This is a genomic window from Sphaerimonospora mesophila, from assembly GCF_001417795.1.
Taxonomy (GTDB): domain Bacteria; phylum Actinomycetota; class Actinomycetes; order Streptosporangiales; family Streptosporangiaceae; genus Sphaerimonospora; species Sphaerimonospora mesophila.
The window spans coordinates 251,126-266,131 of the sequence record NZ_BCBX01000030.1; the positions used below are offsets into that span (position 1 = coordinate 251,126).

14 protein-coding genes are annotated in these 15,006 nt (G+C 69.6%); 9 read left to right on the top strand and 5 right to left on the bottom strand.

The window, feature by feature from the left end:
• Window positions 1–30 precede the first annotated feature (30 nt).
• Entirely contained in the window at window positions 31–1,233 is a 1,203-nt protein-coding gene (locus tag AP234_RS01530; RefSeq protein WP_055477687.1) for a hypothetical protein, read from the bottom strand.
• Between the two features lie 203 nt (window positions 1,234–1,436).
• Here AP234_RS01530 and AP234_RS01535 point away from each other — a divergent pair, with 203 nt between their 5' ends.
• Both AP234_RS01535 and AP234_RS01540 read left to right on the top strand, forming a co-directional pair.
• Window positions 1,437–2,057, top strand: a complete 621-nt coding sequence (locus AP234_RS01535) for a DJ-1/PfpI family protein (RefSeq protein ID WP_055477688.1) — start codon at window positions 1,437–1,439, stop codon at window positions 2,055–2,057.
• A gap of 107 nt (window positions 2,058–2,164) precedes the next feature.
• On the top strand, window positions 2,165–3,598 hold the full coding sequence (locus tag AP234_RS01540; RefSeq protein WP_160330360.1) for a serine/threonine-protein kinase: 1,434 nt from the start codon (window positions 2,165–2,167) through the stop codon (window positions 3,596–3,598).
• Window positions 3,599–3,903: 305 nt separating this feature from the next.
• On the opposite strand, the gene erm is transcribed toward AP234_RS01540, so the two are convergent.
• The 3 genes from erm to AP234_RS01555 form a co-directional block, all read right to left on the bottom strand.
• Window positions 3,904–4,740: an ErmE/ErmH/ErmO/ErmR family 23S rRNA (adenine(2058)-N(6))-methyltransferase gene (gene erm / locus AP234_RS01545; RefSeq protein WP_055477690.1), complete on the bottom strand. Its 837-nt coding sequence runs from the start codon at window positions 4,738–4,740 to the stop codon at window positions 3,904–3,906.
• 127 nt (window positions 4,741–4,867) lie between these two features.
• The gene (locus AP234_RS01550; RefSeq protein ID WP_055477691.1) at window positions 4,868–5,218 is read right to left on the bottom strand and encodes a hypothetical protein; all 351 of its coding nucleotides are present in this window, start codon (window positions 5,216–5,218) and stop codon (window positions 4,868–4,870) included.
• A gap of 101 nt (window positions 5,219–5,319) precedes the next feature.
• The gene (locus tag AP234_RS01555; protein WP_062414669.1) at window positions 5,320–5,772 is read right to left on the bottom strand and encodes a MarR family winged helix-turn-helix transcriptional regulator; all 453 of its coding nucleotides are present in this window, start codon (window positions 5,770–5,772) and stop codon (window positions 5,320–5,322) included.
• Between the two features lie 73 nt (window positions 5,773–5,845).
• On the opposite strand from AP234_RS01555, the gene AP234_RS01560 reads away from it, so the two are divergent.
• Window positions 5,846–7,012: an FAD-dependent oxidoreductase gene (locus tag AP234_RS01560; RefSeq protein WP_055477693.1), complete on the top strand. Its 1,167-nt coding sequence runs from the start codon at window positions 5,846–5,848 to the stop codon at window positions 7,010–7,012.
• 85 nt (window positions 7,013–7,097) lie between these two features.
• Here AP234_RS01560 and AP234_RS01565 read toward each other — a convergent pair whose 3' ends face one another.
• Window positions 7,098–8,276 carry a trypsin-like serine peptidase gene (locus AP234_RS01565; protein ID WP_055477694.1) on the bottom strand — a complete coding sequence of 393 codons (1,179 nt, stop codon included), beginning with the start codon at window positions 8,274–8,276 and terminating at the stop codon, window positions 7,098–7,100.
• A gap of 269 nt (window positions 8,277–8,545) precedes the next feature.
• Between AP234_RS01565 and AP234_RS01570 the strand changes: the two genes are divergently transcribed.
• From AP234_RS01570 to AP234_RS01590, 6 genes are all read left to right on the top strand, one after another.
• A complete protein-coding gene (locus tag AP234_RS01570) occupies window positions 8,546–9,778 on the top strand; it encodes an MFS transporter (RefSeq protein ID WP_160330361.1) in 1,233 nt (410 codons plus the stop codon).
• 168 nt (window positions 9,779–9,946) lie between these two features.
• Window positions 9,947–10,081 (top strand): hypothetical protein, encoded by a 135-nt coding sequence (locus AP234_RS39080; RefSeq protein ID WP_268777994.1) that lies wholly within the window; start codon window positions 9,947–9,949, stop codon window positions 10,079–10,081.
• Window positions 10,082–10,302: 221 nt separating this feature from the next.
• Window positions 10,303–11,409 carry a HesA/MoeB/ThiF family protein gene (locus tag AP234_RS01575; RefSeq protein ID WP_063842729.1) on the top strand — a complete coding sequence of 369 codons (1,107 nt, stop codon included), beginning with the start codon at window positions 10,303–10,305 and terminating at the stop codon, window positions 11,407–11,409.
• 191 nt (window positions 11,410–11,600) lie between these two features.
• On the top strand, window positions 11,601–12,746 hold the full coding sequence (locus AP234_RS01580; protein WP_235557902.1) for an SPFH domain-containing protein: 1,146 nt from the start codon (window positions 11,601–11,603) through the stop codon (window positions 12,744–12,746).
• A gap of 90 nt (window positions 12,747–12,836) precedes the next feature.
• Window positions 12,837–13,970, top strand: a complete 1,134-nt coding sequence (locus AP234_RS01585; protein WP_055477698.1) for a hypothetical protein — start codon at window positions 12,837–12,839, stop codon at window positions 13,968–13,970.
• A gap of 128 nt (window positions 13,971–14,098) precedes the next feature.
• Window positions 14,099–14,896, top strand: coding sequence for a hypothetical protein (locus tag AP234_RS01590; protein ID WP_055477699.1), 798 nt, complete (start codon window positions 14,099–14,101; stop codon window positions 14,894–14,896).
• The last annotated feature ends 110 nt before the right edge of the window (window positions 14,897–15,006 follow it).

A 15,006-nucleotide genomic window follows, 5' to 3' on the forward strand; every position in this document is an offset into this window, starting at 1 on the left:
CCGGGTCGCCCCGGACACCGTCATGGCCGGTCACCGGAAGATGCCCGTGTGGCCGAGGGAGTAGCGGCCCGGCTGCGGATACACGCACAGCCCGTGCGGTCCCGCGCCGACGGGGATGGTGCGGATGACCTCGCCCTTCCGGGTGTCGAAGACGTAGACGACGCCGTGGTAGCGGCCGCTGAGCCACAGCTTCGTTCCGTCCGCCGACACACCGCCCATGTCCGGCGAGCCACCGCCGGGGATTCGCCAGACGTCCACCACCTTCCGCTTCGTGAACGACACGACGGACACCGATCCCCCACCCCGGTTCGACACGTACAGGTGGCGTGAGTCGCGGCTGACGTACAGGCCGTGGGCGCCCCGGCCCGTGGGCAGGAAGCGGATGACACGGTACGTCTCCGCGTTCACGAGCCACACCCCGTGCCTGGCCATGTCGGCGATGTAGAAGACGGTGCCGTCGGGCGACAGCTTCACATCCTGCGGCATGCTCCTGTCGCCCAGGTGGATATGGCGGATCACCCTGGGCGCACGCCAGTCGAGCACGACCAGGTCACCGCTGAACTCGCAACTCGCGAGGAAGACCGAGCCGTCGACGGTGAAGTCGCCGTGATTGATCCCCCGGCAGGGCACCGACAGCGAGCGCCGCAGCCGCATGGTGTGCGGATCACGCAGGTCGAGCTGGTTGTTCCGCTCCGCCATGACCAGCGCGTACCGTCCGTCCGGAGAGAAGTACAGGTTGTAGGGGTCCTCCACGTGCACCGGACGGCCTGGTTTGCCCGTTCTGGGGTCGATGGGAGTCAGGGTGTTGCCCTGGTTGTTGTTCACCCACAACGTCTTGAGGTCCCAGGAGGGCACGACGTGCTGGGGCAGCGCCCCGACCCGGAAGTGCCGTACGACCCGGTACGTCTCCGGGTCGATGACGTCGACCGTGCCGCTCTCGCTGTTGGGCACGTACACGAGGGAGCGAAAGCCCTTGACGACGGGGCTGAGCATGCCGGGCCGGTCCGCGGCGTAGACGTCGACCGGCCCCCGGTCCTCCGTCCTGTGCGGCCTGGCGGCCCCGGGCAACGGCGAGGCCTCCGGTGTCGGTGCGGCGGACGTCGGCGGGGCGCTCGTGGCCCGCGACAACGCGGCCCGCGGCGCGGGCGGCTCCGCCGCACAGCCGGCGAGGACGCATCCCGCCAGGATCATGAGCACCACGGTCACGGCACCGGCCCCACGCGCTCGTCTCATGCCTGCCCCTTCATCATGGCGGGCCACCTCGGCCGCTCCCGATCACGACGACCGGCCGCGAGTGCACGAAAGCGGCCCGGCACGGCAGGTCTGCGAGATGCTAAAGCGCGCCGGACGCGGCCCGAAGGCCGCTTTACCATCCACGGGGATTATCGAGAGGAGAATCAGCGACAGTCGCCGATCAGTGTGAACGTAGGAGCGCCGTGCTTATCGTCATACCGCTGTTCGACCGGTTCACCGCTCTGGACGCCGTCGGCCCTTATGAGGTGCTGAAATTCCTGCCGGAAGCCGAAATCGTGTTCGCCGCGGCCAAGCCCGGGCCCGTACGGGACGTCCCCGCGTCGCTGGCCCTCACCGCCGATGCGGCCCTCGACGACATCGACTCATGTGACGTGCTGCTCGTTCCCGGAGGTCCGGGCGTGCGGGGGCTCTTGGACGACGACGCGCTTCTCGGCTGGATCCGTCGCATGCACGAAGGGACCATGTGGACGTCCTCGGTGTGCACGGGATCGTTGCTGCTGGGAGCCGCCGGGCTGCTCGCCGGCCGCTCGGCGACGACCCATTGGGGCGCGGTGGACGTGCTGGAGTCCTTCGGAGCGGCCTACACCGCCGAGCGCGTGGTCTTCCAGGGAAAGATCGTCACGGCCGCCGGGGTTTCGTCCGGGATCGACATGGCGCTCGCGCTGGCGGCGCGCATCGCCGACCGGACCACGGCCGAGGCGATCCAGCTCGCCATCGAATACGACCCGCGACCACCGTTCGACGCGGGATCGCCCGCCAAGGCATCGCAGGCCGCCAAGGACCTTCTCGCCAGGGGGCTCTGACCCGATGACCTCCACCACACGGGCAAGCGCGCGTTCTGCCGGTCGACGGTCGATCTGGTCTTCAGGACACTATGACGAGGCCGGGAACGCGGAACGGGAGCGCGAAAGTGCGTCGTGAGGAACTGCCGCAGAACATCGGTAGGTATCGTCCCCAGTCGCATCTCGCGGCCGGTGGCATGGGACGGGTCTTCCTCGCCCTCGATCCCGAGGGGCGGACGGTCGCGGTCAAGCAGCTTCATCCCGGCTTGTCCCACGAGAGCGGCATGCGGGAACGGCTCAGGCGCGAGGTCGAGGTGATGCGGAAGATCCGCAGTGCCCGGGTCGCAGAACTGGTCGACGCCGATCTGGATGCCGACCCGCCGTACATCGTCACCCGTTACGTCCAGGGCCGGACGCTCCGCGATGTCGTCGAGGCCGAGGGCCCGCTCCGGGGCAACGCCCTGCTCCGGATGGCGCGCGGCATCGCCGAGGCCCTGGTGGCGATCCACGCCGCCGGGCACGTCCATCGCGACCTCAAGCCGTCCAACATCATGGTGGTCGGCGGCGAGCCGGTGATCATCGACTTCGGCATCGCCCGGGAACAGGACGCCACCCGGCTCACCGTTGAGGGCGGCGCGATCGGCACGGTCGGCTACATCCCGCCCGAGGTGCTGGAGGGGGCCGTGGCGGGACCGCCCGCCGACGTCTTCGCCTGGGGGGCGACGATCGCGTACGCGGCGACCGGGAGACCGGCCTTCGGCACCGGTGGGGTGCAGGCGGTCGCGCTCCGCGCCTACCGTGGCGCCGCCGATCTGGACGGCGTACCCACCGAGCTCCACCCGCTCGTGACCGCGGCGCTCGCCCCCCGGGCGGAGTTCCGCCCCGACGCCGCCACCCTGGCCGGTGCCCTCGCGGGCGAGCCCGCCGCTTTCACGATGGACCCGGCCGCCGTCCAGCCCGTGCCGGCACCCGGGTACGGCACCGCTGCTCAGCCCGACACCGAGCCCGTACGCCCGGGGAGGAGACGGTCTCTGGTCATCGGCGCGAGCGCGGCGGCCGCGGCCGTACTCATCAGTGGCTCGCTGCTGGTCTGGCGGCCCGGTGGGAACGGCGATCCGCCACGGCCCTCGCCCTCGCCGTCACCCGTGGCCGCGCCGGCCCGGCCCTCCTATCAGGAGACCATCGACAACGGGAAGGCGGGACAGCGGCTGATGGAATTCCTGGGGGCCAACGTGGGCAAGAAGGTGCTCGTCTTCGCCCCGCTCGCCGGAGAGATCATCCCCTACGCCGGCAACGGCGAGGACTTCGACTCGTTCGGCGAAAACGACAGGGCGATGTTCACCTTCTGGCCGGAATGCCGAGAAAAGCTGGACCCGGGTGAGCGGCCGACCTCCAAGAAATGCGTGGGCGTGCAGATCACCATCCTCGGAGAGCAGCCTGCACGGGTGGGCCTGCTATGGACCAGCGGGTTCTACCGCGTCCAGGGGAATTTCGAGGTGTCGATGGACGGGACCAACCAGGGCATCCACGCCTTCACGCTCAAGCCCGCCGAGGCGGCCTGACGTACCGGTCTGAGGATCTCCCAATCGAGCTCGCCATCGACGACCTTGGGTTTCCAGTAACCGATGCTCCCGCCGTTCTCCAGCACGTCGGCGGTCCGTTTCAACAGCGCGTAATACGAGCGGATCCGTACGTCACCGGGCAGGAAATCCGTAGGCGAGCCGCCGCGGCCACGAGGGCGAGCCGCGCCCTGGGGATGTGATCAGACGCCGCACGCCCGGCAGGCCATCCCGAATCCGCCGCACGCCCATGGTCTGCCCGCGGACCCGATCCGATCGGGTCCGCGGGCCGCCGCCCCGGCGTCGACTCAGCGGTGATCGCCGTGAGGTTCTCCGCGATTCAGTGAGGTGAAGAGTGAGACCCACTGATCGGGGTGGACGAAGGCCACCACCGCGTCACGCGCGACGCCCGCCCGGTCGAAGGCCGCCCCCGCTTCGCCGTACCGTCGGCTGAGCGAGGCGTACAGCGAGCCGCCGACGCCGGAGAAGCCCAGCTCCACCAGCTCCTCCCACGCGCCGGCATCGCCGACGAGTGGTGCGGACCTGCGCTCGATCCGCAGGATCGCCGAGTCGACGGAGGGGACGGGGCGGAAGCTCTCCCGGTCGATCCGGTCGAGCATCTCCCAGTGGAACCACGGCCAGCTCTTCACCGTCACCTGGCTCCACCTGCCGAAGTCGCCGCTGCGTTTGCGCGCGTACTCCAGCTGGGTCACCAGGGTGGCGGAGGTCAGCCGCGGCGCGTTCAGACACCAGTCGACGATCTTCGAGGTGATCGAATACGGGATGCTGCCCACGACCGCGAACGGCCTGCTCGGCGGCCGCGCCCTGGTGAAGTCGCCTTTCACGATCTTCAGATCGGTCCTGGCCCTGAGTCTGGCCACCAGGAGTGGGTCGATCTCGTAGCCGACGACCTCGGCCCCCGCCTGGGCGAGCGCCATTGTGAGCACTCCCTCACCGGCGCCCGGCTCGAGCACGAGACCGGTCGGACGAGCCGCCTTGACCAGGGCCTCCACCGCATGTCGGTCGACCAGGAAGTTCTGGGAAAGCTCACGGCGCGCCCGATCTCTGGGCGTGCGACCGCCCGCGCCGTTCCTGACTTTCCGCTGGGTGTGCGAATAGTTTCCGTGCGCGAAATTCTGCGCCACAGCAAAAGCCCTTTCGGGTCCTCGAGACGAATGGGATCTCGACGGGCCCTGGGCTCGCGTCCTGCGAAGCTAGCGAGCCAGAGCCCGGCCGCTGCGCAGACGAATGAACCAGATGCAGTACATGCGCTCAGGTTATGGATGATCCGCTCAGATCGCGACTCGTTTTCTCCCTGCGCTCGTCCTCCCTGCGCTCGTCGCGCCGCCGGTCTCGTTCGTGGGCCGGTGGGCGTGACGAGCCCGCGTCCGGCCGGGCGTCGGCCGTCGTCCGCTCTTCACCGGGCAGGGGCGGCAGCTCCCGGCGGAGCTCCTGGGGGGTCGGCGCCTGGAGCAGGGTGCGGCGTCCGCGGACGGCCGTCCACCGATCGTCGTCGACGATCAGGAAGCCCCAGTCGGGGTAGTCCTGCCGGAGCCGTCGCAGCTCCTCGCTACTCGTCTTTTCTGCGTCGCCGGTCGGAAGACGCCGGGCTTGTTCGGTCATGAGGCCGTCCGTACGGTCGTGGAACGTTCGGGTCGAGCCCACATGCCCGAAAACCGGGCCCCCATGCACACCGGCCCGAAGCAGGGAGATGCCCGGGTGGTTCAGGCCGGGTCTTCTCGTAGTTCCCGGGCGGCCGATCGGTAGGCCTCGGCGACGCGGACGAACATGTCCAGCAGCACCGGCACCTGTTCCGGTCGGTAGTGCAGGGCGAGCGCCTCCAGGTGCCGCCTGGACGCCGCGCAGGCCGCGTCGTAATCTCCGGTGCCGCCCTCGACCAGTTGCACGGTGACCGTGCGCCGGTCACGCTCGCCGCGCACCCGGCGCACGTAGCCGGCCTTCTCCAGTCTGTCGATCAGACGGGTGGTCGAGGCGGACGGCAACCCCAGCTCCTCGGAGATCGTTCCCACGGCGAGCGGTCCGCGCGTCTCCAGCAGCATGGTGGCGGCGACATCGACCGGTTGCAGGCCGAGCCGGTCGGCGAGCGCCTCGTTGTACAGCAGGACCGCGATCAGGAACTCGCGGAAAAGAGCCTCTTCCGGATGCGTGTGGGCCACATCCACAACCTACTCCACCACGATGTATCTTCGAATCGAAGAAACTTCGATCCGGAGTAGATATGGAGGAGATGTGGAGATCATCGTCATAGGCGCCGGGGTGGGCGGCCTGTCCGTCGCACGCGTGTTACTGGCCGCCGGTCACCGCGTGCGGATCTACGAGCAGGCTCCGGGCCCGCGTACCAGCGGCAAGGCGGTGCTCATCTGGAGCAACGGCAATGCCGTACTGAACGATCTCGGCGTGAGCCTGGACGGCGTGGGCGCCCGCATCGACAGGATCGACGCGCTGACCGCCGACGGCCGGATGCGTACCAGCATGAACATCGCCCACGCGACCGATCGTTTCGGCTTCCCGACCAAGGCCGTCCCCCGCCGTCGGCTACTGGAGCGACTGGCCGACGGGCTGCCCGGTGACCTCGTCCGCTACGGGATGAGCTGCCGGAGCGTGACTCAGGACGGCGACCGCGTGACGGCGACCTTCGGCGACGGGTCGACGGCCGTCGGAGACCTGCTCATCGGAGCCGACGGTCACCATTCGGTCGTACGGCGCCACCTGTGGGGCGACGGTACCGTCCAGCCCGCCGACTTCGGCACGTGGCAGGGGCTCAGCCCGATCGACATCGAGATCACCGACACGAACCGCCATTTCATGATCACGGGGCGGGAGGGTGCGTGCGGGCTCATGCCCGCCGGCGACGGCCTGCTGCAGTGGTGGTTCGACGTACGCTGGTCGCCCGCCGACAGGCGGCCCGCCGCACCGCTGACCGAGCTCAGGAACCGATTCGGGCGGTGGGCCTCGCCCGTCCCCGAGGTGCTCGCCGCGGCCACCGAGGCCGATCTCGAGTTCTTCGGGCACCACTGGAACAGGATCCCCCGGGTGTGGGGGGAGGGCCGCATCACACTGGTCGGCGACGCCGCCCACACCATGCCGCCCACCCTGGGCCAGGGCGCCAACCAGACCCTCGAGGACGCGTGGGTGCTCGGTCGCGAGCTCGCCGGGGGCGGCGACGAGCCGGTCGTACGGCTGCGCGCGTACGAGAGGGCCCGCTACCCGCGGATATCCCTGGTTTCGCGGATGGCCAAGCGCAATCCCGCCAACTGGCGCATCCCACCGCTGCTCGGCCGGATGGTCCCCGAGACCGCGCAGACCGCCATGCTCGCCCGATTCAGCAATCGCCTCACCGAGCCCGCCGTGCTACCGGCCGGGGGCCGGGAGATCATCGACCGGACCCGGCCATGAGCCCGGCGCCGGGATCGCCACCGAACGCCGCCGGGCCCACGGCCGGACCAGGCCCCGCCCCCGGGGGCCGTGTCCGGGTGCCCGATCAGGCGATGCTGCCCGACCAGACGTTGGCGGCCGACTTGTAGACGCCGTAGGTCTCCCCGTCGAAGTACGGCGAGACGCTGGTGTCGATGCGATCGTTGCCGTCGGTGTCGGCGACGCCGCTGGTCACCCCGTTGAGGTAGCCGATGCGGCGGGCGCTCTTGTAGTTGAGCAGCCACGCCGAGCCCGAGGAGCCCTCACCGGTGAAGGAGGACTTGACCCCGATGAGCTCCTCGGCCTTCACCGCCGGGGCCTTGGCGCCGAAGGTCTTGCCGTAGCTCCACTTGAGCGTCTGGCCGGAGTAGGCGTGGTTGCCGTCCGGGTGGGAGCCGCTCGGGTAACCGAAGACGAAGACCTTCTTGCCGAGCTTCTGGTTGTAGGCCAGGCCCTGGCCGCCGACGTTGTCGCCGAGGCGGCCGACGTCGGTGAACTTGACGATGTAGTACTTGCCGTGCCTGATCCTGCGGATGGCCGGGTCGTACTTCTTGTAGGTCGCCTTGTCGACCTGCTTCCAGTCCCACTCGGCCTTGTTCAGCCAGGCGCCGGAGCCGGCCTTCAGGCCGTTGTAGACCGTGACGAACGCGTAGTCGCGGTCGCCGTCCTCGTAGACGTCGAAGTCGTAGTGGGTGAAGGCCTGCTTGCCGACGTAGATGCCCCACGGCGCCTTGCCCTGGTAGTAGCCGGGAATGAACACCCAGCGGGACAGGGTCGCCTTGTTGCTCTTGGTGTCGTACACGCAGTGCCCGGCCGTGGCGACCAGGTTGCGGTACTTCGCCTGGAGCGAGGTGGCCGAACACCAGTGCGGCTTGCCGTCGGCGCCGCGGAAGAACACCTTGCCCGTGGTCCGGGGCAGGTTGACGTTCTTCGACGTGCCGCCCGACTTCTTCTCGTCGCCGATGGCCGGCACGGTCCCCGGCTTGCTGTCGGCGGACGGCCCGCCCTTGGACACGTGCTTGGCGACGACCAGCGTCTCGTACGGCGAGGCATTGATGAGGTTGGCCGCCTTCTCGTTCATCCAGTAGGCGATGACGTTCTTGGCGGCGATCCCGCTGGAGGCCAGCGGGTCGGAGGCCACGTCGCCGGCGGCCTGCGCGGGGGTGGCGGCGAGCATGCCGCCGACGAGACCCGCCGCGGTCAGGCCGCCGACCGGAATGGCCAGGCGCTTGACTCGGGACTTCATGGGAACTCCTTCAACCGGAGAGGGTGTGCGCCGTGAAGGTATGCCGCCCCGCTTGCAGCACGCTTACAGGCCGCCGACCAGGCCATGGAAACCGAAACGAGGAAACGGAAACGAGGAAACCGAGACGTGGAAATGCGCGGGTGAGATACGCTGCGCGACATCTGAAACACGTTCCCTTGCGCTTCGCAACCGCGCGGGGTTGATTTCGTAACATGCGCACTCGTTGGAGGAGGATCATTCGTCCGGTTTGTCCCGCAGATGGTTCCCTGGTGCGAAATCGCGAGTTCCGCCTGCTATGGCTTAGCTTCACTATGTCGGTGGCCGCCGACCAGATCTTTCCGGTGACGGTGACCATCGCCGCGCTCAACGCGGGCGGCGACGCCTCGACCGTCGGCGCGATCTTCACCGGCCGGTGGATCGCGCTGATCGTTTTCGCGCTGATCGGCGGGCTGTGGGCGGACCGGCTGCCGCGCCGGACGGTAATGATCGCTTCTCTGGCCTTCCAGTGCTGCGTGGTCGCCATCGGGCTGTGCGGCAGCGCGCCCGCGTGGCTCCTGGCGCTCCTGGTCTTCCTGGTCGGCACGGCCGAGGCGTTCCACCGGCCCGCCTACCAGGCGTGCCTGTCGTCCGTCCTCACCCCCGCCCAACGACCGGCGGGAGCGGCGCTGGGCGCGGTCTCCTGGCGGCTCGGCGCCATCGCCGGTCCCGGTCTCGGCGCTTACGTGGTGACCGCCTGGTCACCACGGATCGGGTTCCTCGCCGTGCTGGCGGCCTATCTGCTCGGCCTCGTCCTGCTCCTGCCGTTGCGCGAGCCCGCCATCACGCCGGCGCCCCGGACGTCGGCCGTCCGGGAGATCGCCGACGGCCTGTCCGAAGTCTCACGGCGGCCGTGGGTGGCGGGGGGCATCGTCGCCGTCGCACTCCAGCAGATGCTCACGGTCGCACCGGCGCTGGTCCTGCTCCCCCTCGTCTCCCGTGACGTCTTCGGCGGCGACGCCGTGTACGGCACCGCCCTCGCCGTGCTCTCTGTCGGCGGCCTGGCGGGCGGAGTGATCAGCATGCGGTGGAAGCCCGAGCTGCCCGGCCTGGCCGCGGTGATCGGAATCGCGTTGTACGGCACCGTGCCACTCGCGCTCATCTGGCCGGTGTCGTCGGGGTTCGTGTACGCGTGCTACGTCGTCGCCGGCCTGGGACTGGAGATCTTCGCGGTGCAGTGGGTGGTGAACCTCCAGCGGGAGATCCCGCCGGACCGTCTCGCCCGGGTCACCTCCGTGGACTGGCTGGCCTCTTCGATCATGACGCCCCTCGGCCTCTCGCTGACCGGTCCGGTCACCGAGGCGATCGGACGGTCTCCGCTGCTGGTGACCAGCATGATCGCCGGGTTCGCCGTGCCGCTCGCCACCCTCTTTCTCCGCGGTATGCCACGCTTTCACAGCGACCTCGGCCCGCTTGCCGGCGACCACGCCCGGGAGGCCGCACCCGCTTCGCTCAGGGCGCGGTGACGATTACGGAGTTGCGGATCGGCCGGAATCCGTCCCGGGTCTCAAGATGGAAAAGATCTTTCACTTTCATCCCAAGTCGATCTATGCTTACAGGCAATCAGAATCGCCGTCAATAAAGCCAGAAAGTCAAGCAAGGCAGCCGAGCGTGTCGACGGGAAGAGGCAACTCGTGAGCGATCTCATGGACTTCGACGAGAACAGGGCCGAGGGGAATCTCGGCATCGACGAGACGATCAAGATCGAGATCCGCAGGCTGGACCGGTTCGAGACCACCCTGCGCCTCAGCAACTCCAGCGGAAACTGAGGCCGATCAGCGCGAGCGGAGCTGTGGTCGGCTGCCTCTCCCGTCGTCTCGACCGCGGCTCCGTGCCCCTTCGCGTCATCGCCACATCTTTCCGCTCACCACGCCATGCCGTCCGCCCGCCTCGTCTTTCCGCGGCACACGGTTCTGATGCGAAGTCCCGCCGTGGAAGAAAACGGCGCCGGCCGACCGAGGTCGGCCCATGCCTGTCCGGGGAGGCCGGATTGCGGTTGCCGAGGGTGAAGCCCGAGCATGCGCCCTACCGTCTCGACGGGGGCCGCATCCGCATCGGCGGCGAAATCTACGGGCTGGCCCATGAGATCGAAGATCCGTACGGCTGGGTGTGGACGGCTCTCGAGGCGATGAACGGCATGCGGACGTGCGCCGACGTCACCGCGTCGCTGCTGTCGCTTCATCCGGAACTGAGCCGTCGCGACGCGGACGCGATAGTCGCCCAGCTCCTCGACTCCGGCCACATCGAGGACATGGCGGCGGACGCCTCCGGGCTCAGCCCGCGCGAGCTCGACCGCTACAGCCGCGGCCACGACTTCTTCCGCTGGGCCGACGTCACCCCGCGCGAGCACGGCTGGGACGCCCAGCTCAGGCTGCGGGCCGCGCGCGTCCTGGTGATCGGCGTCGGCGGCGCCGGCTCGTCCGCCGCGCAGGCCCTGGCCGCATCCGGGGTGGGGCTCCTGCACCTGGTCGACGACGACCGGGTCGAGCTCTCCAATCTCAACCGGCAGCTCGTCTACACCGAGGCCGACATCGGCCGCACCAAGGTGAGCGCTGCCGCCGAGCGCCTGAGAACGCTGAACTCCGACATCGAGGTCTCGGGCGAGGCCTTCCGCGTTCGAAGCGAACGCGATCTGGCGGGGCTGCTGCCGGGGTTCGACGTGGTCGCCCTGTGCGCCGACGAGCCCAGAGGAGACGACGGCATCAGGGTGTGGGCCAGCCGGGCCTGTTTCGCCGCCGGGATTCCGTGGGTGGGCGGCGGCTACACCGGCCCGCTCGTGACCACGGGCGTCTTCGTGCCGCGGCGCGGCGCCTGCTACGAGTGCATGCAGCGGATCGAGGACCGCAGACGGGGACGGCCCGGAGACCGGGGTCCGGGGAACGCGGCCCGTCCCGTCGACCTCGGCGGTCCCGGGGCGATCGCCACGTCGGCGGGGATGTGCGGCCACCTGATCGCCCACGGGGTCATCCGGCTCATCACCGAGGTCCCGCCGGTCACCGCGGGTTTCCTCCACGGTGTCAATCTCATCGCCCCGGAGCAGGCCGTGTTCGCCCAGTTCCCCGAAGGCGAGGCGGGGTGCGCCGTGTGCGCGCCGTGACGGGTCCATACCCAGGGCCTGCAGAGGCGGCACGCGAACAACTGCAGAGGCGGGCACGCGAACACGACGATGACTCGCGTCCGTTCTGCCCGACTTGTTATGGTCGGCGAAGCCGATTGCGGTGAGCGCTCGGCACGACACGCCGGACGGGGCACCCGGCGACGGCAGGACGGCGGGAAAACGTGGGCTTGATGGACCGCATCCGCGGTGAGTTCATCGACATCATCGAGTGGACGGACGACAGCAGGGACACCATCGTCTGGCGCTTTCCGCGATATGAGAACGAAATCAAGATGGGCGCCCGGCTGGTGGTCCGGGAATCGCAGACGGCCGTATTCGTCAATGAGGGCCGGATAGCCGACGTCTTCGTCCCCGGGACGTACGTCCTAGAGACGCAGAACCTGCCGCTGCTTTCGACGTTGAAGGGCTGGAAGTACGGCTTCCACTCGCCGTTCAAGGCCGAGGTCTATTTCGTGAACACCCGCCAGTTCACGGACCTGAAATGGGGCACGCAGAATCCGATCATGCTGCGCGACCCCGAGTTCGGCATGGTGCGGCTGCGGGCGTTCGGCGGGTTCGCCGTCCAGATCACCGATCCGGCCGGGCTGCTGCGCGAGCTGGCGGGAACCGACCCGCGGTTCCGCACGGAGGAGGTGCGGGAGCATCTGCGGCAGATGATCGTGGCGCGGCTGGCCAACGCGCTGGCCACGGCGAACATCCCCGTGCTCGACCTGGCGACCCAGCAGGACGCGCTGGGCGCGCGGCTGGCCGGCATCCTCACCCACGAACTGACCCCGGTCGGCGTCTCGGTGCCCACGTTCTTCATCGAGAACATCTCCCTCCCGCCGGAGGTCGAGGCGGCCGTCGACGCGCGCACCCGGATGGCGATCGCGGGTGATCTCGACCAGTACACCCGATTCCAGGCCGCGAACGCGATCGGCGAGGCGGCGCGCAACCCCGGCGGTGCGGGCGAGGGCATCGGCCTGGGCATGGGGATGGCCCTCGGACAGCAACTCGGACAGCAACTCGGACGGCAAATGGCCGCCGGGCTCGGCCACGGGCCGCAACCGGCGCCCGCCGCCGCACCGGCCTTCCCCGCGGGCGGGCCGCCGCCGCTCCCGTCGCAGCAGCAGGCCCAGTGGTACGTCGCCGTCGACGGCCGGCAGCAGGGGCCGTACGAGCTCGCCGCGCTGCCGGGTCTCGTGGGCACGGGCGCGCTGACCCGCGCCACGCTGGTCTGGCGGACGGGCATGCCCGACTGGCTCCCGGCCGAGCAGGTGCCCGAGCTGACCCAGGTGCTGGCCACCGTCCCGCCTCCGCTGCCCCCGCAGGCGTAGGTCCCCTCTCCCCGGCTATCCCCCGCCGGCTCTCCCCCGGCGCGACGAGCGCCGCGTTCCACCCCCTTCCGCACCTCCGGAGGACCGACCGTGTCCCATCCGAACGCCGCCGACCCGAACGCCGCCGGGGCGGCGACCGCCCGCTCCTATCCCTGCCGGTCGTGCGGCGCCACCCTCGAGTACGCCCCCGGCACCCACCGCATGCGCTGCCCGTACTGCAGGCAGGAGCAGCCCATCGCACCCACCGGCCGGGAGGTGCGGGAGCACGACTTCGCCATGCTGGCCCGGTTGCCGGTCAAGCCACGGGAAACGGCCGGCGCGGCGCACATGTTCGTCTGCCCGGGCTGCCACGCGCACACGGAGAGCGACACGCTGTCCGAGAAGTGTCAGTTCTGCGGCACCCCGCTGGTCGCCGAGGCGGGCGCCATCGAGCGCATCGTGCCCGAGGCGATGATCCCGTTCGGCATCGACAGGGACGGCGCACGCGCCGCGCTGCGCAAGTGGACCTCCTCCCGCTGGTTCGCCCCCTCGAGCCTGAAGAAGGTGACCGAGGCGGAGACCTTCAAGGGAAGCTATCTGCCGTACTGGACCTATGACGCGAGCACGGTCTCGGACTACCGGGGCCAGCGGGGCGACCACTACTGGGTGACCGAGACCTACACGGTCACGGAGAACGGCCAGACCAGGACCGCGACCCGCCAGGTGCGCAAGACCCGCTGGTCGTCCGCATCAGGAAGGGTCTCGCGCGCCTTCGACGACGTCCTCGTCGCCGGGACCGGCCGGGTCCCCGCCAGGCAGCTCGAAAAGCTCACCCCGTGGCCGCTCGCGCAGGTCGTTCCGTACCAGCAGGAGTATCTGGCCGGTTTCCAGACCGTGCGTTACGACATCGAACCGGAGAGCGGCTTCGAGTCGGCCAAGCAGCAGATGGCCGAGGTCATCGAGGACGACTGCCGCCGCGACATCGGCGGGGACGAGCAGCGGGTGAGCTCGGTCGACACCCACTATTTCGATCTCACGTTCAAGCTGGTGCTGCTCCCGGTGTGGTTCCTCACCTACCTGCACGGCGGCAAGACCTGGCAGGTGATGGTGAACGCCCACACCGGCGAGGTCATCGGGAAGCGGCCGCACAGCGCCGCCAAGATCGCCTCCGCCGTGCTCGCGGTCGTGGCCGTCATCGCCGTCGTCGTCTTCCTCGTCCTCAGGGCCAGGGGCGGCGGCTACTGACGGCCGGCTGCCCGCCCCGTCCGCTGAACGTTTCAGGCTCGGCGATCGATGCGGGGAAAGGTCTATGGGAGCGCTCCCAAATGCCGTAGTTTTACCTCCGTCCGTCATCACCCGATAAGGAGCATGTCGTGCGGAAATGGTTACCCGGGGTCTGCTTGGCCGCCCTGCTGCCGCTCACGGCGACCTCGGTCGCGTACGGCGCGACGCCCGCGAACCACGGGCAGCAGCGGACCTGCGCGAACACGGCGCTGCTGTTCTGCGAGGACTTCCAGACCCTGCCCACCGGCGGTGCGAGCAGCCTCAACTGGGGCATCGACACCAAGCACGGCACGCTCACGGTGGAGCGCGACCGGCACGGCCAGAAGGTGCTGCACGTCCACACCGAGGGCAACGGCCGCGCCTTCCTCAAGGTCGACGACTTCGCCCCGCCGGGCAACGGCTTCTACGGCAGGGTACGGCTTCGCGTGCAGGCGTTTCCCACCGCGCCCGACTGGGCGCACTACACGCTCATCGAGGCCACCGGCACCGGGCCCGAGATCGTCCGCCCGCTCGGCGGCCAGTACGTCCCCACACTGGGCAAGGACCTGTGGGGCGTCGGCGCCGACGGCGGCCCGACCGGCGACTGGACCAACTGGCGAGAGTCCGCCCCCTCTCAGGCGGGGAAGTGGCAGTGCGTCGAATGGCGCATGGACGCCACGGACAACCGGATCTCGGTGTGGTTCGACGGCGTGGCCAAGCCCGACCTCACCGTGTCCACCCGTGATCACGGCGGCAACGACGTCGACTTCGTGTTCCCCCGGTTCGACACCGTCAAGCTGGGCTGGCAGCTCTACCAGGCCAACCCCTCCCCCGCCTCCTACGACGTCTGGATGGACGACATCGCGTTGAGCACACAGCGCGTCGGCTGCGACGGCCGGGCGGGCTGACTCGGGTAAGGACACCGCTGAGGAAATCCCTGAGCGGCACGGTCGCTGCGCCGGGAGGAAGCTCCGGTCCGCCCGCCAGGCCCCGCCGAGCGGGGCCCGGCCTGCGGTCC

What these genes read in the sequence shown, in the direction of transcription:
- AP234_RS01565 (WP_055477694.1), bottom strand. Translation starts at nt 8,276, where the DNA reads ATGAAGTCCCGAGTCAAGCGCCTGGCCATTCCGGTCGGCGGCCTGACC.
- AP234_RS01530 (WP_055477687.1), bottom strand. Translation starts at nt 1,233, where the DNA reads ATGAGACGAGCGCGTGGGGCCGGTGCCGTGACCGTGGTGCTCATGATC.
- AP234_RS01580 (WP_235557902.1), top strand. Translation starts at nt 11,601, where the DNA reads ATGGACCGCATCCGCGGTGAGTTCATCGACATCATCGAGTGGACGGAC.
- AP234_RS01550 (WP_055477691.1), bottom strand. Translation starts at nt 5,218, where the DNA reads ATGACCGAACAAGCCCGGCGTCTTCCGACCGGCGACGCAGAAAAGACG.